The sequence below is a fragment of the Rhodobacteraceae bacterium S2214 genome (assembly GCA_025141675.1).
GTDB lineage: Bacteria > Pseudomonadota > Alphaproteobacteria > Rhodobacterales > Rhodobacteraceae > Yoonia.
In genome coordinates this window covers 2,368,115-2,393,793 of sequence record CP081161.1, presented here as the reverse complement: position 1 = coordinate 2,393,793, position 25,679 = coordinate 2,368,115, and the positions used below count along the sequence as shown (strand labels likewise).

The following is a 25,679-nucleotide window of genomic DNA, read 5'->3' as shown; positions in this document are numbered from 1 at the left end:
CATGGCCACTGAAACCACGACGGGCCTTAGCCCCGTTGAAGCAATCGCCCTTGTTGGCGCTTTAGGTGTTGGATCACAGTGGCTTGCGTGGCGTTTAAGGATGCCTGCGATTGTCCTGATGTTGGTCGCTGGCATCATCGTCGGGCCTGTCTTGGGGATATTTGATCCGATCCGTGACATCGGCCCGTTGACGGCGCCAATGATTTCGATTGCCGTGGCGATAATCCTGTTTGAAGGCGGGATGACCCTGAATTTCCACCACCTGCGGGATGCGGCTGTTGGTGTGCGTAGGCTTGTCTTTATTGGTGCGCCGTTGGGGTGGCTAACGTCGGTGCTGGCGCTGCATTATGGGGCCGGGATCGGCTGGGAAAGTGCGGCTGTCTTTGGCGGGATCATGATCGTGACGGGCCCCACAGTGATCGCGCCGCTTTTGCGCACGGCGCGTTTGTCGCGCAGGCCAGCTGCATTGCTGCAGTGGGAAGCCATCGTAAACGATCCCATCGGGGCGTTGGCGGCTGTATTCGCGTTCTCTGTCGTTTTGGTTCTGAACACCGAAGGTGCGACCCCCATGGACGCCGCAATCGAGCTGATCTTGGGCATTGTTGTCGCGTCAGTTCTGGGGTGGCTCGCGGGCTACGGGTTGTCTCGTGCGTTCAAGCAAGCGCTTGTGCCGGAATATATGAAGGTGCCTGTGTTGTTCACGCTGCTCTTGGCGACCTTCGCCGTATCGGACGCGGTGCTGCACGAAAGCGGTCTATTGGCTGTGACCGTCATGGGCGTTGTGATCGCAAACGCGAACCTGCCCAGCTATACTGAATTGCTGCGCTTCAAAGAACACGCGACCGTTCTGTTGGTATCGGGTGTCTTTATTTTGCTGGCAGCTAACCTTGATTTCGCAGCGCTAGCCAAGTTGGACATGCGCGCGGTGATCTTTGTGTTGGCCGTCGTGTTTGTTGCGCGTCCCGTGACTGTATTTGTGTCGTTGATCGGGTCAAAGCTGCCATTCAAGGAACAGGTTTTGGTCGCCTTTACCGGCCCGCGGGGTGTCGTGTTGATCGCCGTTGCAGGGTTGTTCGGGGAACGCTTGCAAGAACTGGGCATTCCCGACGCAGACCTGATCGGGCCGTTGGCGTTTGTTCTGGTGGCCGTGACCGTTGTGATCCACGGCTTTACCTTGGCCCCGTTTGCGCGGCTCTTGGGCCTGACAGGTGCGAGCACGCCGGGGGTTATCTTGATCGGTGGATCGCGCTTTACTACTGGCTTGGCTGAAGCGTTGCAGAAAGCGGAAATTCCGGTGCTGATGACCGATCCCAACTTTGGCCATTTGCGCCGTGCGCGGAGCGCGGGGATTGCGACGTTCTCTGGTGATATCCTATCGGAAGCTGCAGAGAACCGGCTTGAGTTTATCAACTACGCAACCTTGGTCGCCGCGACTGATAACGATGCCTACAACACCTTGGTCGCAACAGATTTGTCCCCTGAATATGGTCGCGACAATGTTTTCCAGATCATGCGCGAAAAATCCGACAGTGCGCGGCACCAATTGCCTCGGACGTTGGGTGGACAGCGATTTGGCCCCGATCAGTCGTATCAAGATCTTGAAGCGATGGTGGAAGATGGTTGGACGTTCCGCGTGACACGTCTGACGGAAGAGTTCGATTTTGACGCTTGGCGCGCCGAACATGCTGACAGTATTTTGTTGGGCTGGTGGCCTGATGGCGGTGCGATCAAGCTGGTGCGGTACGACACTGAAATCAAAAGTGGGGCCAACGTGCGCTTGATCGCGTTGCGGCCTGCCGAAGACAGGGCAGGGACGCAACCGCCGTCGGACGCAAAAGGGTGACGGACGCGGGGCCGCGACATGAGTAATCATAGCGATACGCCGTCTAAATCTTTCCGTCGTGCGTTGGTCATCGTGGTGTTGCTTGTGGTGGCATATGTTTTCGTATGGCGGCCATTGTTTCAAAACAGAGACGCGCCCGCGCAGCGCAGCGGTGCGACAACCGGCTACGTCGTCGAGGACGGGAAAATGGCTTGGCGGCCGATGTCGGGTGTCGACAAATTTGTGTTCAATGTCCTGACGCTAGGGTTGGCTGCCAATTCCAAGACGGTGAACGGGCGGACATTAGACACGGCTGATGTTGATAGTTTTCGCGTCATCGCGGGGCGCTACGGTCTGGATCACACACGGGTCTGGCTGGAAGGTCGCCAGATCGTGGGCGCTGATCCGGCGACGTTTGCGGTTTTGGAACGTGGTTTTGCCCATGACGCTTTTCAGGTTTGGAAAGGTGGCACGCAGGTGATGTCGTTGCCTGCAGGAGAGACGCCTACGGTCGAAATCCATTCAGATCATATACTATCGATTGGCGAAGAGACTTGGTTTGCCAGCAACCCTGCGTTTGCGCTGCCCGAACGGCCCGTCACCGAGCCGCGTCACCATTGCCGGCTCTGGTTCGAGATGAACGGGGCCATTTGGGAGGGGGCGACGCGGCTATATGATCTAGTTGCGAACGAACCGGCCGAAATGCTTGATTGTGATACGCTCGTCTCTACACAGTTTAAGGACGGTGTCGGCACGGAAGACCTGTCGGCTAACGCTGGGCTGTTGATCCGGCAAGGGCCCGCTATCACGCGGCTCACATTGCTACATGATGTGGTGGATATCGTGACGCTTCCGGAACCGATTGCGCAGGCTGTGTTCATGGGGCGCGGATTAAATTCTCGGAACGTGTTCTTGACGCTAGCGCCGTCTGGGACCGTTTACGCGGTCCGACTTAACGATAAGCCGGTTGTGCAAAACATTGGGGTGCTGAACGCGCTGCCGGACAAAGAAGCGATGAGCTTTAGATACGCGTTTTGGCTAAATGGGCATTACTTCACCGTAGTTCCTGAAGACGAAGTCGAAGACCGCCATATCATCGATCATGGCCCAGCTTCGCGCCTTGGCGCTTATGCAGTCGTCGAAAATGAAATTTTCTACGGGTCCCGCGTGGTGGCTCGCCCAGGCAATTTACCGGTAGGCGTCGGATTTGATGACGATTTGTTGGTCGGCAATGCGTGCCTGAGCTATGGTTGGTATCGGTCGGATGTTCCCGATCCAAACGCCGAGAATTACGACATATCGCGCATTTGCGGCGCGCATTCGCAGTCCGACTTTGTACTGTACGATGGGCTTCGGATCCATTTTTCTCCGCGCATGATTTCGCTTGGTATGGGCGATACGCGGCCTGATCTACCTATGTTCGATATTGGCAGCATGGTTATCGAAAACCTGTCCGATGAGCCGTATTTCTTGACGCCAGAGTTTTTGGCGGGGTTTGATTTACGCATCAGCGATACATCCATCGAACCGGCGGATGACGCATGGCCGGACACTGGTGTCCTGCTTGCGCCCGATGAAACCCATTCATGGCCACTGCGTGTTCAAGTGATCGGTGATCCGTTTATGTGGGAATGGCAACTGCACATGATCCACAATGCAAAACGCAAAGCGATTTTTGGCGATGAGCCGTTTCATGTCGGCGACGGTCGTTTCCCTTAGATTGTGGCAGAAGCTCTGTCCCGGCAATTGACCTAGACGCCAAGAGTGTTAGACGGACGACTTACCTTTGAGAGATGTGAAAACGCTATGAACCTTTTTGCTGATATCCGGACTGTTGTGATCGACAGTCTTGACGCGCTTGTTGCTGACGGCACTTTGCCGGACGGTTTGTCCACGACCAATGTGTCTGTGGAACCGCCACGAGACGCAGCACATGGTGATATGGCGACGAACGCGGCGATGGTTCTGGCGAAACCCGCTAAGATGAACCCGCGGGCGATTGCCGAAGCTCTTGCAGGCAAACTGACGGCTGATGCGCGGATTGCGTCGGCAGAGGTCGCAGGACCCGGTTTCTTGAACATGCGGTTGAACGCGGATGTGTGGCAGGGCGTGGTGAAGGCCGCGTTGACTGACCCGTCCTACGGCAAGTCCGATCTCGGTCAGGGCAAAAAGATGATGGTGGAATATGTGTCCGCCAACCCCACAGGGCCTTTGCATGTTGGTCACACGCGGGGCGCTGTGTTTGGTGATGCGCTGGCAACGCTTCTTTCCTATGCAGGCTACGACGTCACCAAAGAATACTACATCAACGATGGCGGTGGTCAGGTCGACGTGCTCGCGCGGTCTGTGTTCCTGCGGTATCAAGAGGCGCACGGCCAAGAGGTTGCGTTCGAGGATGGCACTTATCCGGGTGACTATCTGATCCCGGTTGGCGAAGCGTTGAAAGAAAAAGTTGGCGACGCGTACCTCGGGAAGTCAGAGGATGTTTGGCTGCAAGACGTTCGTGAATTTTCCACCGAGAAGATGATGGACCTGATCCGCGACGATCTGGCGTCTTTGAACGTCGAGATGGATAACTTCTTTTCTGAGAAGTCGCTTTACGGCACGGGCTTGATTGAATCCGCGATTGCGGAACTCAAGGAGAAGGGTCTGATCTACCAAGGCACGCTTGAACCACCAAAAGGCAAAATGCCCGATGATTGGGAAGCACGTGAGCAGACCTTGTTCAAATCCACCGACTTTGGCGATGACCAAGATCGAGCTGTTCAGAAATCTGACGGGGCGTGGACCTATTTCGCGCCTGATATCGCGTACCACTACGACAAGGTGAAACGCGGCTATGACGCGCTGATCAACGTCTTTGGGGCGGATCACGGCGGCTATGTGAAGCGGATGAAAGCGGCTGTGTCTGCGCTGTCTGACAACAAGGTGCCGTTGGATATCAAGCTGACGCAGCTTGTGAAGCTCTACAAAAACGGTGAACCGTTCAAGATGTCGAAACGGGCAGGGACGTTTGTGACCCTGCGCGATGTTGTGGATCAGGTGGGCGCAAGCGTCACACGGTTCCACATGCTGACCCGTAAAAACGACGCGCCGCTGGACTTCGATTTCGCGAAAGTGCTGGAGCAGTCCAAAGACAACCCTGTGTTCTACGTGAACTACGCCTATGCACGGGTGAATTCAGCCAAGGCGAAAGCAGCTGCGTTTGCGGACGTGTCAGACGCCACTTTGGCAGAGATTGATTTGTCTGGTCTCACCAATGAGGCCGAATTGACCGTCGCCAAAAAGCTCGCCGAATGGCCGCGTTTGGTGGAAATTGCTGCCAAGGGGCACGAGCCGCATAAGATCGCGTTCTACCTCTATGAACTCGCGTCAGACTTCCATGCGCTCTACAACAAAGGCAACGACGATGTGTCGCTGCGCTTTGTCCAAGAGGGTGACGTTTCGACAACACAGGCGAAAATTGCGCTGATCAGCGCCGTTTCTGTTGTGATCGTGGCTGGGTTGGGTATTCTTGGGGTTACTCCTGCGGAAGAGATGTAGATCAACTGCACCGTCGCGGGGGCGAGCAAACTCTAGATGATCAGTCCCCGCCTGACTTGGCTTGGCGGTAAGCTGGCGCGAGGCAGGTATGGCGATTTACGACGAGCGGGATCAATCCCAGTCTTTTGTGCAATCCGGTTCACTGGTGAACTACGCAGGTGCGGCGGTATCGCTGGCCTTGGTCGTAGGCGTGAGCGTTTGGGGCTACCAATTGATCATGCGCGACGTGTCCGGCATCCCCGTCGTCCGCGCGATGGAAGGGGCGATGCGTGTCGCCCCGCAAGCACCGGGCGGTGAGATTGCATCCCACGCTGGTTTGTCCGTGAATGACGTAGCAGGGATAGGCGAGGCCGCAGGGCCGTCCGATAGCCTGTTGTTGGCACCTGCCACACCGGGGTTGGCCGAAGAAGATTTACGGGTTGAGCCGTTGGCCGAAGCGGGTGAAGTTCTGCCTGCTGCGGACGTGGCCCCGTCCGAGACACAAATTCCGACAGCGCTTGAAACCGCCGTGACAACTGACACGGAAGAGCCGTTGACGACCGAAGGCATTCTGGCACTTGCCGATCAGATCGCAGGCACTGCCGCGCCGCTGACAGCCTTGGCTGACGGCGAAGACGTGGCACCAACCGTCACGGTTGATGGTACCGAGGTTGCGTCTGCGCCTGCCGTCGATCCATCTGTGCCGGGTGTTTCGACATCCTTGCGCCCAACTGTACGACCGCGCCGCGCCACACCTGTTTCGGTGACGACATCAGCGCCTGTCGCTGCGGCACCACAGGTTGCTGATACCAGCACAGCTGTTGCTGCAGCACTGGCCGAGGCCACTATTGCAACTGATGGCGCATTGCCTGTTGGCACCAACCTTGTGCAGCTTGGCGCGTTCCCGTCCGCCGATACAGCCGCCGCTGAATGGACGCGTATGTCGTCGCTTTTCTCTGACTACATGGGCGATAAGACCCGCGTGATCCAAGAAGCATCAAGTGGTGGCAGCACGTTCTACCGTCTGCGCGCCAGTGGCTTTACTGAGGCTGCGGATGCCCGCCGTTTCTGTGCGACGCTGCAGGCTGCAAACACGGATTGTATTCCGGTCGTCGTACGCTGATGCGCAACGGTGCCACGATCCTCGCGCCCGCGGGGCTGCGCCTGTCAGCGTGGGAAAAGACGTTCTTTCGGGATGCGGACCCGTGGGGGTTTATCCTTTTCGCCCGCAATGTGGATACGCCGGATCAACTGCGGTCACTGACCGCCGAATTGCGTGACAGCGTCGGCCGCGACGCCCCGATCATGATCGACCAAGAAGGCGGTCGTGTGCAACGCCTGCGCGAACCGCATTGGGCCGAATACTGGCCGCCGTTAGACCAAGCGGATCGGGCGCAGGACCCTGCCAAAAGCTTTTATATGCGGGCCCGTTTGATTGCGGCTGAATTGCGTGATGTGGGCATTGATACGAATTGTGGGCCGACTTGCGACATCGCATCTGATGAAACCCATCCGTTTCTGCAAAACCGGTGTATGGGCCGCAACCCAGAGACGGTGACTGAAAACGCGCGTGCGGTGGCTGATGGTTATCTTGCAGGCGGTGTCCTGCCGATTATCAAACACATGCCGGGGCATGGGCGCACGACGGTGGACAGCCACCTGAACCTGCCGACCGCCAACGCGGAACTGCTGGAAGCCAGCGCATGGGATTTCGCCCCGTTCCGCGCGTTGAACGACCTGCCGATGGGCATGTCCGCGCATATGGTGTTCCCCGAAGCTGGTGAACTGCCTGCCACCCAGAACCCTGCATTGATCGAAATGATCCGTGTGGATATCGGGTTTGACGGGCTTCTGATGACTGACGATATCTCGATGGAGGCTTTGTCGGGCAGTATCGCTGAACGGGCCGAAGTGTCGATTGCAGCAGGCTGTGACGTGGCTTTGCATTGCAACGGCGACGAGAACGAAATGATCGCTGTCGCAGCGGCTGCAGGCAAAATGACCGATGCCGCGCAATCCCGCGCAGATCGCGCGCTGACATGGCGAAAAGACCCTGATCACATTGACATTTCAGCGCTCAAAGCGGACCTTGCAGCCCAACTTGGCTGAAGGCACAGATGAGCGATACAGATACCTCTGAACCCGACCTGATGAGCGTCAGCGAACGTGTGGCCGCTGAAGCGTTGATCGTGGACGTGGGTGCGTATGAAGGGCCGCTGGACTTGCTGCTGACGCTGTCGCGGACGCAGAAGGTGGACCTGCGCCAGATATCCATCCTCGCGCTGGCCGAACAATATCTGGCGTTTGTTGAGAAAGCCAAAGAACTGCGGCTGGAATTGGCGGCCGATTATCTGGTGATGGCGGCGTGGCTCGCGTTTCTGAAATCGCGGCTGTTGCTCCCCCCTGATCCGACTGAAGACGGACCGTCGGGTGAAGAGCTTGCCGCGCATCTGGCATTCCAGTTGGAACGGTTGGCCGCCATGCGTGAAGTTGCCGCAAAGCTGATGGGCCGCGATCAATTGGGCCGTGATTTCTTTGCACGCGGCATCACCGAAGATGTGCAACGCGTGCGCAAAGTCACCTATACCGCAACGCTGCTTGATCTGATGCAAGGCTACGCGCGGATCAGGACGAAGGACGATTTCCGACCTTTTGTGCTGGACCGCGCCCATGTGATGACGATGGAGCAGGCGCTGGAACGGATGCGGGGCATGATCGGCTTTGCAGGCGACTGGACTGATTTACAAAGCTATTTCCCCGATGGCTGGGATGCGGACGCGGTGCGCACGCGATCATCCACCGCGGCGACCTTTGCGGCGTCGCTGGAACTGGCCAAAGAAGGCAAGATCGAAATTCGGCAGGGCGAGATTTTCGCGCCGATCCAAATCCGAAAAAGGCTACCCCGTGACTGACGACACAATGAACGAAAGCCTGTTCGAGGCGCCCCCCATGGCCGAACAGACCCGCATGGTCGAAGCGATCCTGTTTGCGACCGCCGACCCCGTGTCGATCAAGGAACTGACGGGGCGGATGCCGCACGGCTGCAATCCGGCGGAGGCGCTGGTGCATGTGGGCAAACGATACGAAGGGCGGGGCGTGCATCTGGTCAAGATCGAAGACGCCTATGCGTTTCGGACGGCACCTGACCTTGGCTATCTGATGCAGAAAGAAACGGTCGAGGTGCGCAAGCTAAGTCGCGCTGCGATCGAGACCCTCGCGATCATCGCCTACCACCAACCCGCGACACGGGCGGAGATCGAAGAAATTCGGGGGGTTAGCGTTTCTCGCGGGACGATTGATCAGTTGATTGAACTGGAATGGGTGCGGCTTGGCCGTCGCCGCATGACACCGGGCAGACCTGTGACGTTTGTGGTGACGGCCGGTTTCCTCGACCACTTCGGGCTAGAAAACGCGCGTGACCTGCCGGGGCTGAAAGAACTTCGGTCCGCTGGGTTGTTGGAGAACCGACCACCGCCGGGGACGGGGGATGTTGACGTTGATGATGAGGATGACGGGCAGGAAGAGATGTTTGAGGAGTAAAGGCAGATAAAGATACTAGGGGCGGGAATTCCGTACTTGGTGCAGCCAGAGGAACCCAGTAGGTCTTCACTCAGTCGCTTTCCTTTGAAGGGTTTCCAAATTCCTGCATAGAGGCAGCGATATGGTTCTAACGTTTAGGTTTCTATGCCGCTAATGCTGTCAAACGCGACCAGTAATTTATTAGGAATGCTTGCATGAGATTTCCGTCGCGGATTCGTTTTGATTCATTCTTATACATTTTTGTACCGCTGTTCATGTTGTCTGGCTGCATTGCGCTAGACGACCCTTTGCCAAGATTTAAACTATTCATAAGTGATATTTTTCGTCTGCAATTGGATGGAGAAGAGGTTCTTAGTAGGCGTTGGGATTTTGACTACGGAAACGAACCGCCTGCGGAAAGAAGTGCTCAGCGCGCTGTAAGGCTAAGCGAAAAATTCCTCCCTGGTGGTCAAGGCCTCACTTGTGATGAGGTCGAGCTTCGCGGCTATGATGACTGGCTTGTTGGAGCTCGTCATGCGGCAGAGGCACGTAGAAAAGCCCGAAACAACACGGTCACGTCCGATATGAATTGGCCGAATTTCTGGGTATGGTATTCGCCGGTCCTAGTCGTCGAAAGGAACCGCAGGTCATTCTTTCAAGTTTTGCGATCTGCTACCTTTGATGTTGCGATCTTCGGAACGGAAGACAAGATTCTTCAACTTGTCGATAGTGTAAGCAATCAGATCTCAGGGGAAACACTGGCAGATGTACTTGCATTTAATGAAGGGACTTATCGCCGACTTTACGATTCACAACTCGCGGACAAGTCATTCCTCATTTCTGACTTGAGAAACTGCGGCGATATTCAGACGTTTACTCTGACTGTGCAGTAACCTGTCGACCTGACCCAAAATGCTTCGACAACTTCAACCCTTGCCCCTGATAATTCGACTTGATCTCGCGCCCGTATAGCGCGTCCGGCATTGCCGCCATGTGTTCGTATACCAGCCGCCCAACGATCTGGCCGTGTTCCAGCACAAACGGAGCCTCGTGGCAGCGCACCTCTAGCACCCCGCGTGACCCTGATCCGCCTGCTTCTGCATACCCGAACCCCGGATCGAAGAAGCCTGCGTAGTGCACCCGAAATTCGCCCACCATCGCGATGTAGGGCGCCATTTCAGCGGCGGCCATGGGCGGGATCACGATGGCCTCGTTACTGACCAGAATGTAGAATGCGCCGGGATCAAGGATGATCCAGCCTTTGTCGGTGCGCACTTCCTCCCAATACTCAGTAGGGTCGTAGTGCGCCAGTTTGCCCAGATCAATCACGCCTGTGTGCGGTTTGGCGCGGTAGCCGACCAGATCGGTGCCGTCAGGGCGCAGATCGACCGAGAACCCGAGCCCGTCCGAGATTACAGCATCCCCGTCCACAATCGGGGTCTTGGCATGCAGCGCCCGCAGCGCGTCGTCGTCCATGATCGTTTTGCCATTGCGGAAAATGATCTGGTTCAGCATCTGGCCCGTTTGGGCGACGACAGAAAATGACCGCGGGCAGATTTCGACGTAAAGCGGGCCAACGTAGCCTTCGGGCACACGGTCAAATTCGATCCCATGATCGGTGATCACGCGGGTCAACAGGTCGAGCCTGCCGATAGACGATTTGGCCGACGCGGCCGCAGTCATGCCAGCGGGCAGGGCAAGGGATTCGATCAGGGGCACGACGTAGACGCAGCCTTTTTCCAGCACGGCACCGCCTGTCAGGTCGATTTCATGCATCTGGAACAGGTTCAGGCGGTCCGCAACCGTATGGTCGTGACCTGCAAGGAATGACGCGCGGACACGGTAGGCCATATTGCCAAGACGCAGATCAAGCGACGCTGGCTGGATTTGACCATCGGCCACATCCGCAGAGGCCGCGATTTGTCCCGCATCCAGCATCGCGCGGATTTGGTGATCAGCTAGAACGCCCGGCTGTGGTGTCTGTGTCATATCGTGCCTCCCAAGCGGCGTATTATATCAAAACGCCCGCCACGCAAAAAAGCGGGACGGGCGGTTATGATTGGTCGGGCTAGCAGGACTCGAACCTGCGACCTTCCGTCCCCCAGACGGACGCGCTACCAGGCTGCGCTATAGCCCGACTGCGTGTGTATTTACCGCAATTCCCACGCGGGGCAAGCGCGAAATCGGGCTGCTGCATCGGTTGCTTACCAAGGATGGCGCATCTCGTCGCGCAGTTTGGTGAGCTGATCTAGCAAAGGTGCAATCTTCGCCGCATTCGCCGCCACCCGCTGTGGTTTTGCATGGACCACAGACGCCAAACACCGCGCTGGCAGGTCTGACCGAGGCATTGGATTTGCTGGCAGATCGACCTTCGGTTTGGCCAAGGACGACAAAGCGGTGATAGGATCTGCTGTCTGCGTATCGGCATTCGCTGATGGATTAGGGGCAGGGGATGCGGATGGAATTTCAAGCTCTTCGAAGTCATCAGCCGGTTGTTCGTTTGATGCGACAGGTTCGGCTGGTGTGTCCGGTGTCCGCTTTGCGCTGATGATCTGCAACTTGGGTTTGGGTTGCTCTTCAGGCGTCGTCGCAGCGACCGGTGCCGTAAACATTTCGGTTTGCGACTCATCTTCGGCTTTGAGTATCTCGGAGACCGCTTTTGCTGCAGCCTCTGGGGGGACTTCGACGTGCGACTGCGGCATGGTTTCTAATGGGCCATCGAGGCCTTGGCCGATGCCGACGACGTGTTTCACGCCCTTTTCGCGCAGCAGTTTCTGTGCGCCTTTGATGGTCATGCCCTGATCGTGCAGCAAATGCTTGATCCCCGCGAGCAGGGATACGTCGTCGGGACGGTAATACCGCCGACCACCAGCCCGCTTGACGGGCTTGATTTGGCTGAATTTACTTTCCCAAAACCGCAGCACGTGGGCAGGGGTTTCAAGCACGTCTGAAACTTCCGAAATGGTCCGGAAGGCATCGCGTGATTTGGCCATGGCAGTAGCCTCTTGTTAAGGTGTCGTGGTCGCGTTTAGCGTTTGTTGCCGGACGCGACGCGATCTTTCATCAGATGTGATGGACGGAATGTCAGAACGCGGCGTGGGTGGATTGGGACTTCTTCGCCGGTTTTTGGATTACGACCGACGCGGGCCGCTTTGTCGCGGATCGAAAATGTACCGAAAGACGAGATTTTGACTGACTCACCGGACACCAAGGCATCGGAGACATGTGACAAAACGCTTTCAACCAAATCCGCACTATCGTTACGGGACAAACCCACTTCACTGTGCACAGCCTCAGCAAGGTCCATGCGCGTTAATGTCTTATCAGCCATCGTATCCCCCTGTTATTTCGAGGACGATAGGCGGGTTCCGTTTTCAAAGTCAATAACTACGACGCCTAGGTCGCTGATTGCGCGGGATTTTTCTACCAGCGTAGAACAACCGCGCCCCATGCCAGACCGCCACCAATTGCCTCGGACACGATCATATCACCTTGTTTGATTTGACCATTTTCGACGCCGACTGATAGCGCCAACGGAATGGATGCAGCGGATGTATTGCCGTGATCTTGGACAGTTACGATGACACGGTCCATGCCGACGCCCAGCTTTTTAGCCGTGGATTGGATGATCCGAATGTTCGCTTGGTGTGGGACAACCCAGTCCACATCGTCTGCGCCTAGGCCTACTTTTTCAAGCGCCGTATCCGCAGTTTTCGCAAGCTTTTCAACGGCATGGCGGAATACTTCTTTGCCCTGCATCTTGAGCACGCCAGTGTTCTGGGTGGACACACCACCATCGACATAAAGCAGGTCGCGGTAGCTTCCGTCGGAATTCAGGTCGGTGGCAAGGATACCCCGATCAGCGGTGGTTCCGTCGCCTTCTTGGGCCTCAAGAACCAATGCACCCGCACCGTCGCCGAACAACACGCAGGTGGACCGGTCTGTCCAATCCATAATGCGGCTGAAAGTTTCAGCGCCGATGACCAGCACCCGATCTGCTTGGCCCGATAAGATCAACGCATTTGCATTTGTCAGTGCATAAATGAAGCCCGCGCAGACCGCCTGAATGTCAAAGGCGAATCCCTTTGTGTTGCCGATCTTGTGCTGGACCATTGTGGCCGCTGACGGGAACGTTTGATCTGCCGTCGACGTCGCAACAATAATTGCGTCGATGTCGTTTGGTTCAAAGCCCGCCATTTTCAACGCGTTGTTCGCGGCCTCTGTGGCAAGATCGGATGTGCCTTGCTCTGGGAGGGCAAAGTGCCGACGTTCAATCCCGGACCGGGATTTGATCCACTCGCTTGTCGTTTCGAGTGTCTTTTCAAATTCAGAATTTGGTACGATCCGTTCGGGCAGGTAGTGACCAACCCCCCGAACCACTGCACGTCGTGTCATTGTATTGCCTGTTGCCCGTTAAGTCCGACACGTCTTATGACGTTACGTCGGTTTCATCTCGGACATCTTGGGCTAGGCTGACAGCAGAGGCAACCCGCGCCGCGAGTTTGTCTGAAAAACCTGAGCGTGCGAGGCGATATGCCAACGAAATTGCCGCAGAAACGCCGGCCGCATCCGCTGAACCGTGGCTCTTAATCACCGTATGGTTGAGCCCCAGAAAAACGCCGCCGTTCACGCCGCTTGGATCGACTTTTTTACGCAATGCTTTCAGTGCGCCGCGCGCAAGCAGCGCGCCCAGCATCGCCATTGGATTCGCCTTGAGGTTTGTGCGCAGCAGGCCGGAAATCAGCTTGGCTGTGCCTTCGCCTGTCTTTAGCGCGACGTTGCCCGTGAACCCGTCTGTGACGATCACGTCGATGCGGTCTGACGGAATATCGCCACCTTCGACGAAACCTACGTATTCAAAGTCGCCAGCGTCTGCCGCACTTGCGATCAGTTCGTGCGCGACTTTCAGTTCGGCACGCCCTTTGTGTTCTTCAACACCAACGTTCAAAAGGCCCACGCGGGGGCGCGGGATATCCATACCGTTACGCGCATAAGACGCGCCCATTAGCGCGTATGCCAACAGATCGTCTTGGTCCGCGCGGATATCGGCACCGGCGTCCAGCAGAACGTTGAAACCTGACGGATTGTGGGATGGCCATAGGCAGGCGATGGCGGGGCGGTTCACGCCCTCGGCCTTGCGCAGCCGCAACATAGACATCGCCATCAGGCCACCAGTGTTGCCACAGCTGACACACACTTGCGCTTGACCCGCACGGACCGCTTCGATGGCGGACCACATGGATGTGTTTTTACCGCTACGCAGCACCTTGCTAGGCTTATCGGTCATTTTCACAACGTCAGTCGCGTTATGTACCGTGACGTTGTTGGTCAGGCCTTTTGCTGCCAGCAGGGCGCTAAGCTCGTCTTCTGGACCATGCAGGATGATCTTGGCGTCAGGTTGCTTCTTTAGAAACAACGAAAGGCCCGCAACAACAGTTGCAGGCCCGGAATCGCCACCCATCGCATCAACAGAAAGCACGGTTTCAGTCGCAGTAGCCTTGGTCGGATCGGTGTCCGTTACGGCGTTCATCATGACTGAGCGGCCCCTGTCTTGGGTAATTATGCGGCGTCGTCGTCCAGATCGATTTCGTTGGCTTGCGCCACAACTTCGCGCTGTGCGTAGTGACCGCAGGACGGGCAAACGTGGTGTGGGCGCTTCAGCTCACCACAGTTGTCACATTCGTTTGGGTTCGCAGCGGAGAGTGAGTCGTGGGAACGACGGTTGTTCCGGCGGGATTTGGAAACTTTATTCTGCTGTACAGCCATTGTCTCGGCCCTTAGTTTATGGGGCTCAATGCCCGGATGTATCTGTCTTTCGGGGCAACTACGCCATTCCGGCAGCCCTGTCGAGACGCAATGTTCAAGAGCCGCGGAACATACTGCGATTCTTTTATGGTGCAAGGGGTTTGTTTGGATATTTCCAGACGGTGTTTTGCGCTGTTTTCAAAGGCCCGCAACGCGGTGCGACACTGCGCTAGAATCGTCTGTCTTCACAAGGCGCGTCTACCTGTGCGATGCGCCTTGCTAGGTCGATGAGGCGGATCGCAGGCCGTTTGATCAACCTGCCATCGCAAACTGTTCTTTTAGTCTATGACGCTGACCATCGTGTCGCGCGATTTGCGGACTTTGCCCATTGGCAGCAGCCAGTCACCGTCTTGGTCGCGATAGCCCAGCGGCATCAGCACGACAGAGCGCAGACCGCGTTCTTTGAGCCCGATGATTTCATCGACAGCTTCGGGTGAGAAACCTTCCATCGGTGTGCTATCGACTTCTTGTTCGGCGGCAGCGACCAGCGCGACGCCAAGCGCGATATAGGCTTGGCGCGCTGCGTGTTCGTAGTTCACGTCTGCGTCGCGCGCCAGGTAATTGCCTTTCAGGTTGTCATAATACGCCCGCAACATTGGCAGATCGCCGCGCACGTCTACGTTCAGATCGACGACGGCGTCGATGCGGTCAGCGGTGTAATTGTCCCACGCCGCAAACACCAACAAGTGTGATCCGTCCGTGATTTGTGCTTGATCGCCAGATGCTTTGGCAATCTGCGCGCGCAGGTCGGGGTTGGTCACGACAAGCAGCTCGAACGGTTGCGTGCCGCTGGATGTTGGCGTCATACGGATCGCTTCAACGATCGCGTCGACCTTTTCTTGCGGTACTGATTTTGTAGCATCCATTTTCTTGGTGGCGTAGCGCCAGTTTAGATGCTCGTTCAAGGTCTTGGTTGTCATGTCGGTCTTCCCGTTGCTTGCGCCCGAAATGGGCGGTATACATTTGTAACCGGCGACCTAATAAGTACTGGGTGTTGGTGCAAGAAGGCACATTCTTTAACCTCGGTTACACAAAGGGAACCGCTATGCCCGACGAAGCGCAATGTCCCGAATGCCAACGTATCAATGAAGTGTTGTCGCGTGTCGGCGATCGGTGGAGCGTGCTGGTCGTTATTTCGCTCGCGCAATACGGAACGTTGCGGTTTAACGAACTGAAACGGAACCTTGGGATTTCCCAACGTATGTTGAGCCTGACGCTAAAACAGCTGGAAAGGGACGGTCTTGTGAACCGGACCTACCACCCGACGATCCCGCCGAAGGTGGAATACAATTTGACCGAAATGGGCGAATCTTTCCGTGGACCTGTCACCGTCTTGGGTGAATGGGCTTTGCAGAACCTGGCGACAATCGACGCCTCACGCGAAGCATATGACAATAATGTGAGCGGCTGAGGGTAGCTGTGCTGCGGCGATTTACCTTTGTTCGGATGGTTGTCCGCCCGTGGTTCAAATTACTCGTCGCCTTTTGCCTCTAACGCTGCTTTCAACGCTCCGAGACCTGCGAATGGTTTCGCGTCATCGTCTGTCATTGGTGTCGCTCCGTCCTGCGCGTAGACCGCTTCGCCCAGTTCTGCGCCTTCGGCACGCGGGAAGGGCGGCAGTGCGAGTGATAGGACTTCTTCCAAAAGCACTTCGAGATCGAGCACCGCTGGGATCGGTTCAACGGTATCGTCTTCAGGCATTTCGGCCTCGGATGCTTCGATTTCTTCGTAATCGCCGACATAGGTGCGGGTCACGGGTTCGTCGATCCGCGTGACCACAGGTTCAAGCGTCACACCACATTCTTGCACAACCGTCGCCCCAAGCGTGCCCGACAATTGCCAGTCACGTCCGCCTTGCGGCGCGATTTCCCCATCAAACCGAAGTTTGCGGATTTCGATGATCTGCAATTCATCAGCCAGCGCGGTGCGGGTTGGTCCATCCGGCAAAATGCTGAATGTCGTGGCTTTCCGGGTAGCCAAATCAGCCATACGAAACTGTGTCGGCGCTTTATTGGTCACGGGCGTATCCATTCTTGAACAAGGAGGGGTGCATGTTGTAGGTGGAATAAAAGCCAAGAGCACCCAAAGCAAGAGGTCAGTCATGAGCAGGAACGACAGCACATCGGGTGTTCTATTGCGCCGCGCCGTGATGATGGCAGGACTTGGCCTTGTGGTGGCCTGTACGCCGATCACGCGCAACCATGGTTTTGTGCCTTTGCCCGAAGATCTGGCGCAGTTGACGGTTGGCGTTGATACGCGCGAATCTGTCATGGCTTTGGTGGGGCCTGCGACCGCTGGCGGTGTCATTGGCGAGAACACGATGTATTACGTGGCCAGCAAATTCGAACACTACGGTCCTTTTGAACCGACCGAAGTGGACCGCCAAGTCGTGGCGATCAGCTTCACCGGGGCAGGGACGCTGTCCAACATCGAACGGTTTACATTACAAGACGGTCGCGTTGTCGCGTTGTCACGGCGTGTGACTGACGATGGAATCGCCGATCTGACGGTGATTTCACAGCTGTTGGGCTCTATTGGCCAGATTGATGCAGGCCAGTTCTTGGGTGGGCCTCTGGCCGATAACGATATCTAGGCCAAAGCCTAGATATCCATTTTTTGCGATGACTGATTAGTCGCTTTCAGGTTCGAACGTCAAAGCGACGCCATTAATGCAGTAGCGCAGACCCGTCGGGGCCGGACCGTCCGGGAAAACGTGCCCCAGATGCGCTTCGCAGCGGTTGCAATGCACCTCCGTGCGTTTCATGAAAAACTTCCGATCCTCGCTTTCGCCGACCTGTTCGGCGTCGATCGGCGCATAGAATGAAGGCCAGCCCGTGCCGCTTTCGAACTTCGTATCCTGTTCGAACAAAGGCGCGCCGCAGCAGACGCACATGTAGGTCCCTGCGTCTTTTGGGAAATCTTCGTGCGTCCCTGCGCGTTCCGTGCCATGTTTACGTGTGACCTTGTAAGCAAGGTCAGAAAGTTGCGCACGCCATTCGGCGTCTGTTTTGACGATTTTATCCATGGGTTCACGATGTCCTCTTTGGTGCTGACACAAGATGTAGGGCTTAGTTCCATTTGTTCCAAGGGTTTGCTGTCTTTGGGGGGCATCACATGACTGTGGGCTTTCCGAAAGGGCGTTACGTCGCGCGGTTTGCGACATCTGCTGCGGACGTTGTCGCCTGTCAAAAGCTGCGGCATCGCTGCTTTTTTGGAAAATCGGGCGTCGATCTGGATCAATTTGATGTCAGTTGGTCGCATCTGATGATCGAAGACGGCACAAATGGCCCGCTTGTTTGCACGTTTCGCATGCGGCAATCACCGGCAGCTGCGGTGCAAGACGGGTACGCGGGGCAATTCTACGATCTGTCAGGACTAGCCCAAACGGCTGGCCCACATATCGAAATTGGTCGTTTTTGTACGGATCCGGCAACGCCTGACCCTCATATCCTACGTGTCGCGTGGGGTGCGCTGACGCAATACGTCGACGCCTGTGAAGCCACGATCCTGTTTGGCTGCACAAGCCTGACCGGCACTGATCCGGCCCCATATGCCCGTGTCATTCGGGCGTTGCAGGACCGTTACCAAGGACCACATGCATTGATGCCCGGCGCCATTGCGCCCGAGGTCATTCGTTTCGTTGAACCGATGGACGACACAGATCAACGCCCCATGCCGCCTTTGCTGCGGACATATTTGGCGATGGGCGGATGGGTCAGTGATCATGCGGTCGTGGACCGGACGATGGACACGCTTCACGTGCTGACGGTTGTGGAAATCGCTAAAATCCCACCCGCACGCGCCCGCGCATTGCGCGCACTGGTTTAAACGCGGCGACCCGCTGGGTGCGGTTGGTGTCGGGCGGGTAAAACAGGGGCTTGCACGTTGTCGTTTGCGGCAATAGCTGGTGGGCATGGCACGTACACCTTTACTCCAAATGTCCGATATCGCGCTGACCTTCGGCGGCGATCCTGTATTCGAAGACCTGTCGCTTGTGGTGCAACCCGGCGACCGCGTGGCGCTTGTGGGGCGCAACGGGTCTGGGAAATCTACCTTGATGAAAGTCATGGCAGGCCTTGTGGAGGCCGACAGCGGCACGCGGGTCGCAGCCCCCGGCGTGTCTGTGGGGTACATGGAACAAGACCCGACGATGGAAGGGTTTGCGACGCTTGGCGATTACGCTGCGAGCGGCTTGGATATTGATGAAGCCTACCGCGTGGACATGGTGGCGGAAGGGCTGAAATTTGATCCTGCGGGTGACGTGAATACGGCATCTGGCGGGGAAAGACGGCGGGCGGCCTTGGCCAAATTGATGGCCGAAGCGCCTGAGCTGATGCTGCTGGACGAGCCGACCAACCACCTTGATATCGAAGCGATTGCGTGGCTCGAAACTGAACTGAAAACGACCCGCGCAGGTTTCGTCCTAATTTCACACGACCGTGCATTTTTGCGCGAACTCACCCGCGCAACCCTTTGGATTGATAGGGGAATGGTGCGCAGAGCCGAACAGGGTTTTGACGGCTTTGAAGAATGGCGCGACAAGATTTGGGAAGAAGAAGACCAACAACGCCACAAGCTGAACCGTAAGATCAAAGCGGAAGCCCGTTGGGCTGTTGAAGGTATTTCCGCTCGCCGTAAACGGAACCAAGGACGTGTACGCGCACTGCAAGATTTGCGGGCTGAGAAATCCGCACAGATTAAGCGGCAAGGCACAGCGGCAATGGCGTTCGACGGCGGTAGCACGTCGGGTAAAAAGGTTGTCGAGGCGTTCGGTCTGACAAAATCATATGACGGCAAACAGATCGTCAAAGATTTTGACTTGAAGGTTCAACGCGGTGACCGCATTGCATTCGTCGGCCCCAACGGTGTTGGAAAAACGACACTTATCAAGATGTTACTGGGGCAAGTTCAACCAGATGAGGGCGAAGTCAAGCTTGGTACCAACCTTGATATCGCGATTTTTGATCAGACCCGTGCGGCGCTCGATCCGGACATGACGTTGTGGGACAATCTGGCCAGCGACCCTGTGCTCGGGGCGAGCGGTAAGTCCGACCAGATCATGGTGCGCGGCGCGCCGAAACACGTGGTGGGCTACCTGAAGGAGTTCCTGTTTGACGATGCGCAGGCACGCGCGCCCGTCCGGTCTTTGTCCGGTGGCGAAAAAGCGCGGCTTCTACTGGCGAAATTGATGGCGCGGGAAAGCAATTTCCTCGTCCTTGACGAACCGACAAACGATTTGGACATCGAAACGCTGGACCTGCTGCAGGACATCCTTGGCGACTATCCGGGCACTGTGCTGCTCGTCAGCCACGACCGTGATTTCCTTGACCGTACGGCGACCACGACCATCGCGATGGAAGGCAACGGGCAGGCTGTCGTCTATGCTGGCGGCTGGACGGATTACCGCGAACAGCGCGGTGCGGATACGCCTGACGCGCCGAAATCTGTGGGCAAGCAGTTGTCCAACAAAGGCAAGCAAGGCCAAGCAGTTGCGCGCAAAACCACGCTTTCGTTCACCGAAAAACATCGGCTGGAAGAACTGCCAAGTGTGATCGAACGGATCACAGCCGAAATTGAGAAGCTGACAGAGCTGCTCGCCGATCCTGCACTTTTCACGGACAACCCTGTGAAATTTGAAAAGGCGACCGACGCGCTTGTCGCACGTCAGGCCGCCTTGGAAGCTGCTGAAGAAGAATGGCTAACGCTTGAGGAAAAAGCGTCTTAATTCTTTTGGTCCCAAATACCTTGGGGGGTGCGGGGGGCGAGCCCCCCGCTTGGTCGGCGGCGTTAGCCGTCGAAATCAACTTCTTCCATGATCCGCAATGCCGCCGCGCGGTGGCCTGCGATTTCTGTAAGATCGGTTGCGTCTGCGGTCACAGGGCCCCAGCTTTCCACAAGCTCTGACAATGGTGCGCCGTCCAGCACGGGATATTCGTAGTTCAGCTCTGCATAGATCGCTTGTGCCGCAGGAGACACGAGGAATTCCATCAGTTGCAGGGCTTCTTCTTTGTTTGGTGCGGCTTGCGTCAGCGCGATACCGGATACGTTCACGTGTGATCCGCCATCTTCGAATTCTGGGAACACCAGACGGACAGAATTGGCCCATTCGGTCTGCTCTTCATTCTCAAGCATTTTGCCCATGTAGTAGGTGTTGCCCAAGGAAATGTCGCATTCGCCAGCCCAGATCGCTTTGACCTGTGCGCGGTCATTGCCTTCGGGTTTGCGCGCAAGGTTGTCTTTCACGCCAGCGGCCCAGTCTTTTGCGCCGTCTTCGCCAAGGTGTGCGATCATCGCAGACACAAGTGCGAGGTTATAGTTATGCAGGCCAGAGCGTGTGCAAATGCGGCCTTCCCATTTGTCGTCGGCCAGATCTTCGTATGTTGTCAGTTCGCCGTCTGCGACGCGGTCACGGGATGCATATACGACGCGGGCCCGTGTTGTTAGGCCGAACCATTGGTTGTCTGTATCGCGCAGGGCTGCAGGAATGGCAGTGTTCAGCACGTCGCTTTCAACGGGTTGAACAACGTCAGCATCAACGATTTGTTTCAGGTTCGCGATGTCGACAGTCATCACCAGATCAGCAGGGGACCGTGTGCCTTCGGCTTTCAGGCGCTCAACCAGACCGTCATCAACAAAGGCGAGGTTCACAGCAATGCCGGTTTCGGCGGTGAAGGCGTCCATGACAGGCTGGATCAGCTCTGGCTGGCGGGTGGTGTAAATGTTGACGTCCGCAAGGGCGGGGGCCGCGATTGCGAGGGTAGATGTTGCCAGAAGGCAGGTACGCAGTGACATTGGAAAGCTCCGTTATTTGATGTCGCTCATAAAGCCGACTATTTTAGTCGGGTCAATACCTGAATTATTTAGTCGGATACATTTTTCGCGCGCTTTTCCGCCAGTTTCGCAGCGTCCCAAAGCGCATCCATTTCAGCCAAATCGCTGTCCGTTGGTGTTTTGCCACGTGCTTCCAGTGCGTCCTCAACGGCCTCAAAACGCCTTTGAAATTTGGCGTTTGCGGATCGCAACGTTTCTTCGGGATCAAGTTTGAGGTGCCGTGCGAGGTTGGCGACGACAAACATCAGGTCGCCGAATTCTTCTGCAACCTCCGCGTCGGTCAACGTATCGCGGGCTTCAACCAGTTCAGCCGATTCTTCTTTGATCTTGTCGATGACGTGTGACGTATCCGGCCAATCGAATCCCACACGCGCAGCACGGTTTTGCAGTTTTACGGCGCGCGTCAGGGCAGGCAGGCCCACCGCCACGCCGTCCAACGTGCGTGTTTGCGCCTTGGCACCGCGTTCCGCTGCTTTGATCTTTTCCCAATCAGCGGTTTGTTGTGCTGCCGATTTGTCCCGCGATTCGTCGCCAAAGACATGGGGATGGCGGGCAACCATCTTGTCTGAAATCGCCTTCACGACGCTATCAAAGTCGAAATGTCCTGCCTCGGACCCCATTTGCGTGTGGTAAACCGTCTGAAGCAACAGATCGCCCAGTTCGCCTTCCAGATCGGCCCAATCGCTGCGGGCGATGGCGTCCGCGACTTCATAGGCTTCTTCAATCGTGTAGGGCGCTATGGTGTTGAAATCCTGTTCGATGTCCCACGGGCAGCCTGTGTCTGGGTCCCTCAGGCGGCGCATGATTTCCAGCAGCCGCGGCATCCCGCCATTTGGATCATGAATAAGGGTATCGTCCATTGCCAGTGCCTCTCGGTTAGGATCAACTACGACCATATTGCCCCTAACGACCGAGTACCACCTATGCCTGTTATCAACCGGATCGCCGACTTTACGCCTGACATGACTACGTGGCGGCAGCATTTGCACCAGCATCCCGAACTTGTGTTTGACTGCCATCAAACGGCGGCGTTTGTTGTCGAAAAGCTTCGGTCATTCGGGATCACGGACATCCACGAAGGTATCGCAACATCGGGTGTCGTGGCGATCATCGAAGGGCAGGGCGACGGCCCGACGATTGGCCTGCGCGCAGATATGGATGCGCTGCCGATGGATGAGGTCACAGGGCTAGATTACGCATCCAAGGTGGATGGTGCGATGCATGCTTGCGGCCACGATGGCCACACGACAATGCTGTTGGGTGCCGCAAAGTATCTGGCTGAGACACGCAATTTTCGTGGCCGTGTCGCGCTTGTGTTCCAACCCGCCGAGGAAAGCATCGGTGGGGCGCAGGTGATGGTGGAGGAAGGCGTTTTGGACCGCTTTGCCATCGACGAGATTTACGCGCTTCATAACCTGCCAGGTTTGCCTGTCGGGCATTTCCAAACGGTTGCGGGACCGATCATGGCGGCTGTTGATACCGCGACAATCACGGTTCAGGGGCGCGGGGGGCATGGGGCGATGCCACATGACACGGCCGATCCCGTCGTCGCCGCTGTTTCGATTGTGCAGGCGATCCAGACGATCCTGAGCCGGAATCATTATGCATTTGATCAATTGGTGATTTCGGTGACGCAAATTCACACGGGGTCCGCCGATAACGTGATCCCCGATACGGCATGGATCCAAGCGACGGTGCGTAGTTACGACAAAGATGTGCAGGCAATGGTGATCCGGCGGCTGGAAGAGATTTGCGCGGGCCAAGCGGCGAGTTTTGGGGTCGAGGCGACGCTCGATTATGAAATCGGGTATCCAGCGACTGTGAATGATGCCGACAAGACCGCGTTTGCCTGCAATGTGGCGCGTGAGATGGCGGGAGATGCGGCCGTCAATGGCGCGGCGAGCCCCGAAATGGGCGCCGAAGATTTTGCCTACTTCCTCGAAAAACGCCCCGGTGCCTATTTGTTTGTGGGGAACGGCGATACGGCAGGGTTGCACCATCCGGCCTATGATTTCACTGACGAAGGGGCGGCGCATGGGGCATCGTTCTTTGCGCGTCTTGTGGAGACCGCGCAGCCGGTGGTTTGATCCGGATGTGCGCGTGCCGCGCAAGACTTGTTTTGGTTGCACATGTCGCTGCGTGGGCGGACCGCAGTCGCGCGTGGCGCATGTCTTGACCGCGCAGCGTTGCCAGTGTCAGGTGATTTGAAAGACAGGAGACCCCAATCCATGAGCCTTGAAGATGCCAAACGCCAAATTGATCGCGCATTCACGACTGATGATCCGCGCGGCTTAGCGTTTGAAAATGCCTTTGCTGGCGCCACGTCCTTTTTGCGTCGCAAATACACCAAGGATTTGACGGGGGTGGATCTAGCAATCACGGGCGTGCCGTTCGATCAGGCCGTGACCCATCGCACGGGCTGCCGCATGGGGCCGCGCGCGATCCGTGAAGCATCAACGTTGCAGCCCTATGATCCCCCATATGGCTGGGACGGGTTTAATCCGTTGTCCGAATTTTCGATCGTGGATTACGGTGATCTGGCGTTTGATTACGCGCATACGCCGAGTTTTCCGGGACTTTTGCAGGCACATATCGCTGGGATTCTGGCGCAGGGGCCGGGCACGGTTTCGTTGGGTGGCGATCATTTTATGACGCTTCCGATTCTGCGCGCTTACGCTGAGAAATTCGGGCCGATGTCCGTGATCCAATTTGATGCCCATTCTGATCTTTGGGCAGATGACGATATGGACCGGATCGACCACGGTACATTCATGTATAAGGCGGTGAAAGTGGGGCTGGTTGATGTGACGCGGTCTGTTCAGGTCGGTATCCGGACGGAATGCGATGACTACCTTGGGATGCCTTACATCGACGCCCGCACTGTTCACGAGAAGGGTGCCGCGTATGTTGTTGATAGTGTTAAGAAGATTGTGGGTGATCATCCGACTTATGTGACGTTTGATATTGACGCTTTGGACCCTGCGTTTGCCCCCGGAACTGGGACGCCGGTTTGGGGCGGCCTTGCATCTTGGCAAGCGGCGGCGATCCTGCGGGACTTGGCTGGTGTAAACGTAGTGGGCGGCGATGTTGTCGAAGTATCGCCCGCGTATGACACGACCGGTGCAACCGCGATTGCAGGTGCCCACGTCGCGATGGAGCTTTGCTGTCTAGCCCTATGGAATAAAAGGAAAGTCTGATGCCGAATATGCCAATTTCCGGAAACGATCTGGCCCGTTTTGCTGGGCCGCAAAGTTTCATGCGTTTGCCCGAAGTTGCGACGGCTGAAGGGATCGACGTTGGCTTCATCGGGATACCGATGGACATTGGCACGTCTTGGCGGTCCGGTACCCGCATGGGGCCAAAGCAATTGCGTGAACAATCGGCGATGATCCGGCCTTATAATATCCAAACGGGGGCTGCACCGTTTGATGCGTTGCAGTGTGCGGACCTTGGCGATGTGCCGATCAATACGTTCAACTTGCAGGCATCTATTCTTTTAATCACAGAGACTTACGACAAACACCTTAAGCATGATGTGATCCCGATGGGGCTTGGTGGGGATCATACTTTGACGTTGCCGATTTTGCGGTCGATTGCGAAAAAACATGGTCCTGTTGCGCTAGTGCATGTCGACGCACATGCCGATGTGAATGACGAGATGTTCGGTGAAAGGGAAACCCACGGCACCGTTTTCAGGCGTGCCTATGAGGAAGGCTTGATCACTGCCGACAAGGTGTTCCAGATCGGTTTGCGTGGCACGGGTTACACGGCGGATGACTTCACTGAAGCTGCGGGCTGGGGCTTTAATCAGTACCTTGCGCCTGATCTTTGGCACAAGAGCCTTGCGACGTTAGCTGCTGAAATAAAAGCAAAGATTGGTGATCAGAAGACCTATATTACCTACGATATCGACAGTCTTGATCCTGCATATGCACCGGGAACTGGTACCCCTGAGATCGGTGGGCTGACGACGCCGCAAGCGATGGAATTGATCCGTGGGTTGCGTGGACTAAACATCGTTGGGTGTGATTTGGTAGAGGTATCACCGCCCTATGACACCTCGGGGAATACGGCGCTGACGGGCGCAAATCTGATGTTCGAGATGCTGTCGATTTTGCCCGGTGTGCCGTACAGATAGGCTGGCACAACCCGTGCACAACCCGTACACAAGGCGTGCACT

The 25,679-nt window shown here is 56.5% G+C and carries 26 protein-coding genes and 1 tRNA gene; 15 read left to right on the top strand and 12 right to left on the bottom strand.

Annotation, left to right across the window (positions count from 1 at the left end; genetic code table 11):
- The first annotated feature begins 1 nt into the window (after position 1).
- From K3729_11950 to K3729_11915, 8 genes are all read left to right on the top strand, one after another.
- Positions 2–1,843: a cation:proton antiporter gene (locus K3729_11950; GenBank protein UWQ98173.1), complete on the top strand. Its 1,842-nt coding sequence runs from the start codon at positions 2–4 to the stop codon at positions 1,841–1,843.
- An 18-nt stretch (positions 1,844–1,861) separates the two neighbouring features.
- Positions 1,862–3,541, top strand: a complete 1,680-nt coding sequence (locus K3729_11945) for a DKNYY domain-containing protein (GenBank protein UWQ98172.1) — start codon at positions 1,862–1,864, stop codon at positions 3,539–3,541.
- 87 nt (positions 3,542–3,628) lie between these two features.
- Positions 3,629–5,365 carry an arginine--tRNA ligase gene (gene argS / locus K3729_11940; GenBank protein UWQ98171.1) on the top strand — a complete coding sequence of 579 codons (1,737 nt, stop codon included), beginning with the start codon at positions 3,629–3,631 and terminating at the stop codon, positions 5,363–5,365.
- An 88-nt stretch (positions 5,366–5,453) separates the two neighbouring features.
- Entirely contained in the window at positions 5,454–6,467 is a 1,014-nt protein-coding gene (locus tag K3729_11935) for an SPOR domain-containing protein (protein UWQ98170.1), read from the top strand.
- Positions 6,467–7,453, top strand: coding sequence for a beta-hexosaminidase (locus tag K3729_11930; protein UWQ98169.1), 987 nt, complete (start codon positions 6,467–6,469; stop codon positions 7,451–7,453). The genes K3729_11935 and K3729_11930 overlap by 1 nt, the downstream gene beginning before the upstream one ends.
- Before the next feature lie 8 nt (positions 7,454–7,461).
- Positions 7,462–8,256: a segregation/condensation protein A gene (locus K3729_11925; GenBank protein UWQ98168.1), complete on the top strand. Its 795-nt coding sequence runs from the start codon at positions 7,462–7,464 to the stop codon at positions 8,254–8,256.
- Between the two features lie 7 nt (positions 8,257–8,263).
- Positions 8,264–8,884, top strand: a complete 621-nt coding sequence (gene scpB, locus K3729_11920; GenBank protein UWR01035.1) for an SMC-Scp complex subunit ScpB — start codon at positions 8,264–8,266, stop codon at positions 8,882–8,884.
- Between the two features lie 194 nt (positions 8,885–9,078).
- Positions 9,079–9,756 carry a hypothetical protein gene (locus K3729_11915; GenBank protein UWQ98167.1) on the top strand — a complete coding sequence of 226 codons (678 nt, stop codon included), beginning with the start codon at positions 9,079–9,081 and terminating at the stop codon, positions 9,754–9,756.
- On the opposite strand, the gene K3729_11910 is transcribed toward K3729_11915, so the two are convergent.
- The 8 genes from K3729_11910 to K3729_11875 all read right to left on the bottom strand — a co-directional run bounded on the left by K3729_11910 (position 9,737) and on the right by K3729_11875 (position 15,588).
- On the bottom strand, positions 9,737–10,852 hold the full coding sequence (locus K3729_11910; protein ID UWQ98166.1) for a 2'-deoxycytidine 5'-triphosphate deaminase: 1,116 nt from the start codon (positions 10,850–10,852) through the stop codon (positions 9,737–9,739). The two genes, K3729_11915 and K3729_11910, sit on opposite strands and share 20 nt — an antisense overlap.
- Positions 10,853–10,923: 71 nt before the next feature.
- Positions 10,924–11,000, bottom strand: a tRNA-Pro gene (locus K3729_11905).
- Between the two features lie 67 nt (positions 11,001–11,067).
- A complete protein-coding gene (locus K3729_11900) occupies positions 11,068–11,856 on the bottom strand; it encodes a MerR family transcriptional regulator (GenBank protein UWQ98165.1) in 789 nt (262 codons plus the stop codon).
- 35 nt (positions 11,857–11,891) lie between these two features.
- Complete coding sequence (gene ihfA, locus K3729_11895) at positions 11,892–12,194, bottom strand: integration host factor subunit alpha (protein ID UWQ98164.1); 303 nt, start codon at positions 12,192–12,194, stop codon at positions 11,892–11,894.
- Positions 12,195–12,286: 92 nt separating this feature from the next.
- Entirely contained in the window at positions 12,287–13,258 is a 972-nt protein-coding gene (locus tag K3729_11890; protein ID UWQ98163.1) for a ketoacyl-ACP synthase III, read from the bottom strand.
- A gap of 34 nt (positions 13,259–13,292) precedes the next feature.
- On the bottom strand, positions 13,293–14,324 hold the full coding sequence (plsX, locus tag K3729_11885; protein ID UWR01034.1) for a phosphate acyltransferase PlsX: 1,032 nt from the start codon (positions 14,322–14,324) through the stop codon (positions 13,293–13,295).
- Between the two features lie 98 nt (positions 14,325–14,422).
- On the bottom strand, positions 14,423–14,629 hold the full coding sequence (gene rpmF / locus K3729_11880) for a 50S ribosomal protein L32 (GenBank protein ID UWQ98162.1): 207 nt from the start codon (positions 14,627–14,629) through the stop codon (positions 14,423–14,425).
- A gap of 317 nt (positions 14,630–14,946) precedes the next feature.
- Positions 14,947–15,588: an NAD(P)H-dependent oxidoreductase gene (locus tag K3729_11875; GenBank protein UWQ98161.1), complete on the bottom strand. Its 642-nt coding sequence runs from the start codon at positions 15,586–15,588 to the stop codon at positions 14,947–14,949.
- Positions 15,589–15,713: 125 nt separating this feature from the next.
- Here K3729_11875 and K3729_11870 point away from each other — a divergent pair, with 125 nt between their 5' ends.
- Complete coding sequence (locus K3729_11870; protein UWQ98160.1) at positions 15,714–16,079, top strand: helix-turn-helix transcriptional regulator; 366 nt, start codon at positions 15,714–15,716, stop codon at positions 16,077–16,079.
- 59 nt (positions 16,080–16,138) lie between these two features.
- On the opposite strand, the gene K3729_11865 is transcribed toward K3729_11870, so the two are convergent.
- A complete protein-coding gene (locus K3729_11865; protein ID UWQ98159.1) occupies positions 16,139–16,699 on the bottom strand; it encodes a DUF177 domain-containing protein in 561 nt (186 codons plus the stop codon).
- A 70-nt stretch (positions 16,700–16,769) separates the two neighbouring features.
- On the opposite strand from K3729_11865, the gene K3729_11860 reads away from it, so the two are divergent.
- Entirely contained in the window at positions 16,770–17,261 is a 492-nt protein-coding gene (locus tag K3729_11860) for an outer membrane protein assembly factor BamE (protein UWQ98158.1), read from the top strand.
- Between the two features lie 36 nt (positions 17,262–17,297).
- On the opposite strand, the gene msrB is transcribed toward K3729_11860, so the two are convergent.
- A complete protein-coding gene (msrB, locus tag K3729_11855; GenBank protein UWQ98157.1) occupies positions 17,298–17,693 on the bottom strand; it encodes a peptide-methionine (R)-S-oxide reductase MsrB in 396 nt (131 codons plus the stop codon).
- 89 nt (positions 17,694–17,782) lie between these two features.
- Here msrB and K3729_11850 point away from each other — a divergent pair, with 89 nt between their 5' ends.
- Together K3729_11850 and K3729_11845 are read left to right on the top strand one after the other, a co-directional pair.
- Positions 17,783–18,496 carry a GNAT family N-acetyltransferase gene (locus tag K3729_11850; GenBank protein ID UWQ98156.1) on the top strand — a complete coding sequence of 238 codons (714 nt, stop codon included), beginning with the start codon at positions 17,783–17,785 and terminating at the stop codon, positions 18,494–18,496.
- A gap of 85 nt (positions 18,497–18,581) precedes the next feature.
- On the top strand, positions 18,582–20,393 hold the full coding sequence (locus K3729_11845; protein UWQ98155.1) for an ATP-binding cassette domain-containing protein: 1,812 nt from the start codon (positions 18,582–18,584) through the stop codon (positions 20,391–20,393).
- A 62-nt stretch (positions 20,394–20,455) separates the two neighbouring features.
- Here the strand turns inward: K3729_11845 and K3729_11840 are convergent, their stop codons facing one another.
- Together K3729_11840 and mazG are read right to left on the bottom strand one after the other, a co-directional pair.
- A complete protein-coding gene (locus tag K3729_11840; GenBank protein UWQ98154.1) occupies positions 20,456–21,460 on the bottom strand; it encodes a Fe(3+) ABC transporter substrate-binding protein in 1,005 nt (334 codons plus the stop codon).
- A gap of 68 nt (positions 21,461–21,528) precedes the next feature.
- A complete protein-coding gene (gene mazG, locus K3729_11835) occupies positions 21,529–22,359 on the bottom strand; it encodes a nucleoside triphosphate pyrophosphohydrolase (protein ID UWQ98153.1) in 831 nt (276 codons plus the stop codon).
- 63 nt (positions 22,360–22,422) lie between these two features.
- Here mazG and K3729_11830 point away from each other — a divergent pair, with 63 nt between their 5' ends.
- The 3 genes from K3729_11830 to speB (K3729_11820) all read left to right on the top strand — a co-directional run bounded on the left by K3729_11830 (position 22,423) and on the right by speB (K3729_11820) (position 25,637).
- A complete protein-coding gene (locus K3729_11830; protein ID UWQ98152.1) occupies positions 22,423–23,586 on the top strand; it encodes an amidohydrolase in 1,164 nt (387 codons plus the stop codon).
- A 141-nt stretch (positions 23,587–23,727) separates the two neighbouring features.
- Positions 23,728–24,696, top strand: coding sequence for an agmatinase (gene speB / locus K3729_11825; protein UWQ98151.1), 969 nt, complete (start codon positions 23,728–23,730; stop codon positions 24,694–24,696).
- Positions 24,696–25,637, top strand: coding sequence for an agmatinase (gene speB / locus K3729_11820; protein ID UWQ98150.1), 942 nt, complete (start codon positions 24,696–24,698; stop codon positions 25,635–25,637). The genes speB (K3729_11825) and speB (K3729_11820) overlap by 1 nt, the downstream gene beginning before the upstream one ends.
- Positions 25,638–25,679 lie beyond the last annotated feature (42 nt).

Coding starts and splice junctions, on each gene's coding strand:
- K3729_11925 (UWQ98168.1), top strand. CDS start 7,462: ATGAGCGATACAGATACCTCTGAACCCGACCTGATGAGCGTCAGCGAA.
- K3729_11935 (UWQ98170.1), top strand. CDS start 5,454: ATGGCGATTTACGACGAGCGGGATCAATCCCAGTCTTTTGTGCAATCC.
- K3729_11875 (UWQ98161.1), bottom strand. CDS start 15,588: ATGACAACCAAGACCTTGAACGAGCATCTAAACTGGCGCTACGCCACC.
- plsX (UWR01034.1), bottom strand. CDS start 14,324: ATGGGTGGCGATTCCGGGCCTGCAACTGTTGTTGCGGGCCTTTCGTTG.
- K3729_11930 (UWQ98169.1), top strand. CDS start 6,467: ATGCGCAACGGTGCCACGATCCTCGCGCCCGCGGGGCTGCGCCTGTCA.
- rpmF (UWQ98162.1), bottom strand. CDS start 14,629: ATGGCTGTACAGCAGAATAAAGTTTCCAAATCCCGCCGGAACAACCGT.
- mazG (UWQ98153.1), bottom strand. CDS start 22,359: ATGGACGATACCCTTATTCATGATCCAAATGGCGGGATGCCGCGGCTG.
- K3729_11910 (UWQ98166.1), bottom strand. CDS start 10,852: ATGACACAGACACCACAGCCGGGCGTTCTAGCTGATCACCAAATCCGC.
- speB (UWQ98150.1), top strand. CDS start 24,696: ATGCCGAATATGCCAATTTCCGGAAACGATCTGGCCCGTTTTGCTGGG.
- msrB (UWQ98157.1), bottom strand. CDS start 17,693: ATGGATAAAATCGTCAAAACAGACGCCGAATGGCGTGCGCAACTTTCT.
- K3729_11850 (UWQ98156.1), top strand. CDS start 17,783: ATGACTGTGGGCTTTCCGAAAGGGCGTTACGTCGCGCGGTTTGCGACA.
- argS (UWQ98171.1), top strand. CDS start 3,629: ATGAACCTTTTTGCTGATATCCGGACTGTTGTGATCGACAGTCTTGAC.
- K3729_11915 (UWQ98167.1), top strand. CDS start 9,079: ATGAGATTTCCGTCGCGGATTCGTTTTGATTCATTCTTATACATTTTT.
- K3729_11950 (UWQ98173.1), top strand. CDS start 2: ATGGCCACTGAAACCACGACGGGCCTTAGCCCCGTTGAAGCAATCGCC.
- speB (UWQ98151.1), top strand. CDS start 23,728: ATGAGCCTTGAAGATGCCAAACGCCAAATTGATCGCGCATTCACGACT.
- K3729_11845 (UWQ98155.1), top strand. CDS start 18,582: ATGGCACGTACACCTTTACTCCAAATGTCCGATATCGCGCTGACCTTC.
- K3729_11900 (UWQ98165.1), bottom strand. CDS start 11,856: ATGGCCAAATCACGCGATGCCTTCCGGACCATTTCGGAAGTTTCAGAC.
- scpB (UWR01035.1), top strand. CDS start 8,264: ATGAACGAAAGCCTGTTCGAGGCGCCCCCCATGGCCGAACAGACCCGC.
- K3729_11870 (UWQ98160.1), top strand. CDS start 15,714: ATGCCCGACGAAGCGCAATGTCCCGAATGCCAACGTATCAATGAAGTG.
- K3729_11830 (UWQ98152.1), top strand. CDS start 22,423: ATGCCTGTTATCAACCGGATCGCCGACTTTACGCCTGACATGACTACG.
- K3729_11840 (UWQ98154.1), bottom strand. CDS start 21,460: ATGTCACTGCGTACCTGCCTTCTGGCAACATCTACCCTCGCAATCGCG.
- K3729_11860 (UWQ98158.1), top strand. CDS start 16,770: ATGAGCAGGAACGACAGCACATCGGGTGTTCTATTGCGCCGCGCCGTG.
- K3729_11945 (UWQ98172.1), top strand. CDS start 1,862: ATGAGTAATCATAGCGATACGCCGTCTAAATCTTTCCGTCGTGCGTTG.
- K3729_11865 (UWQ98159.1), bottom strand. CDS start 16,699: ATGGATACGCCCGTGACCAATAAAGCGCCGACACAGTTTCGTATGGCT.
- ihfA (UWQ98164.1), bottom strand. CDS start 12,194: ATGGCTGATAAGACATTAACGCGCATGGACCTTGCTGAGGCTGTGCAC.
- K3729_11890 (UWQ98163.1), bottom strand. CDS start 13,258: ATGACACGACGTGCAGTGGTTCGGGGGGTTGGTCACTACCTGCCCGAA.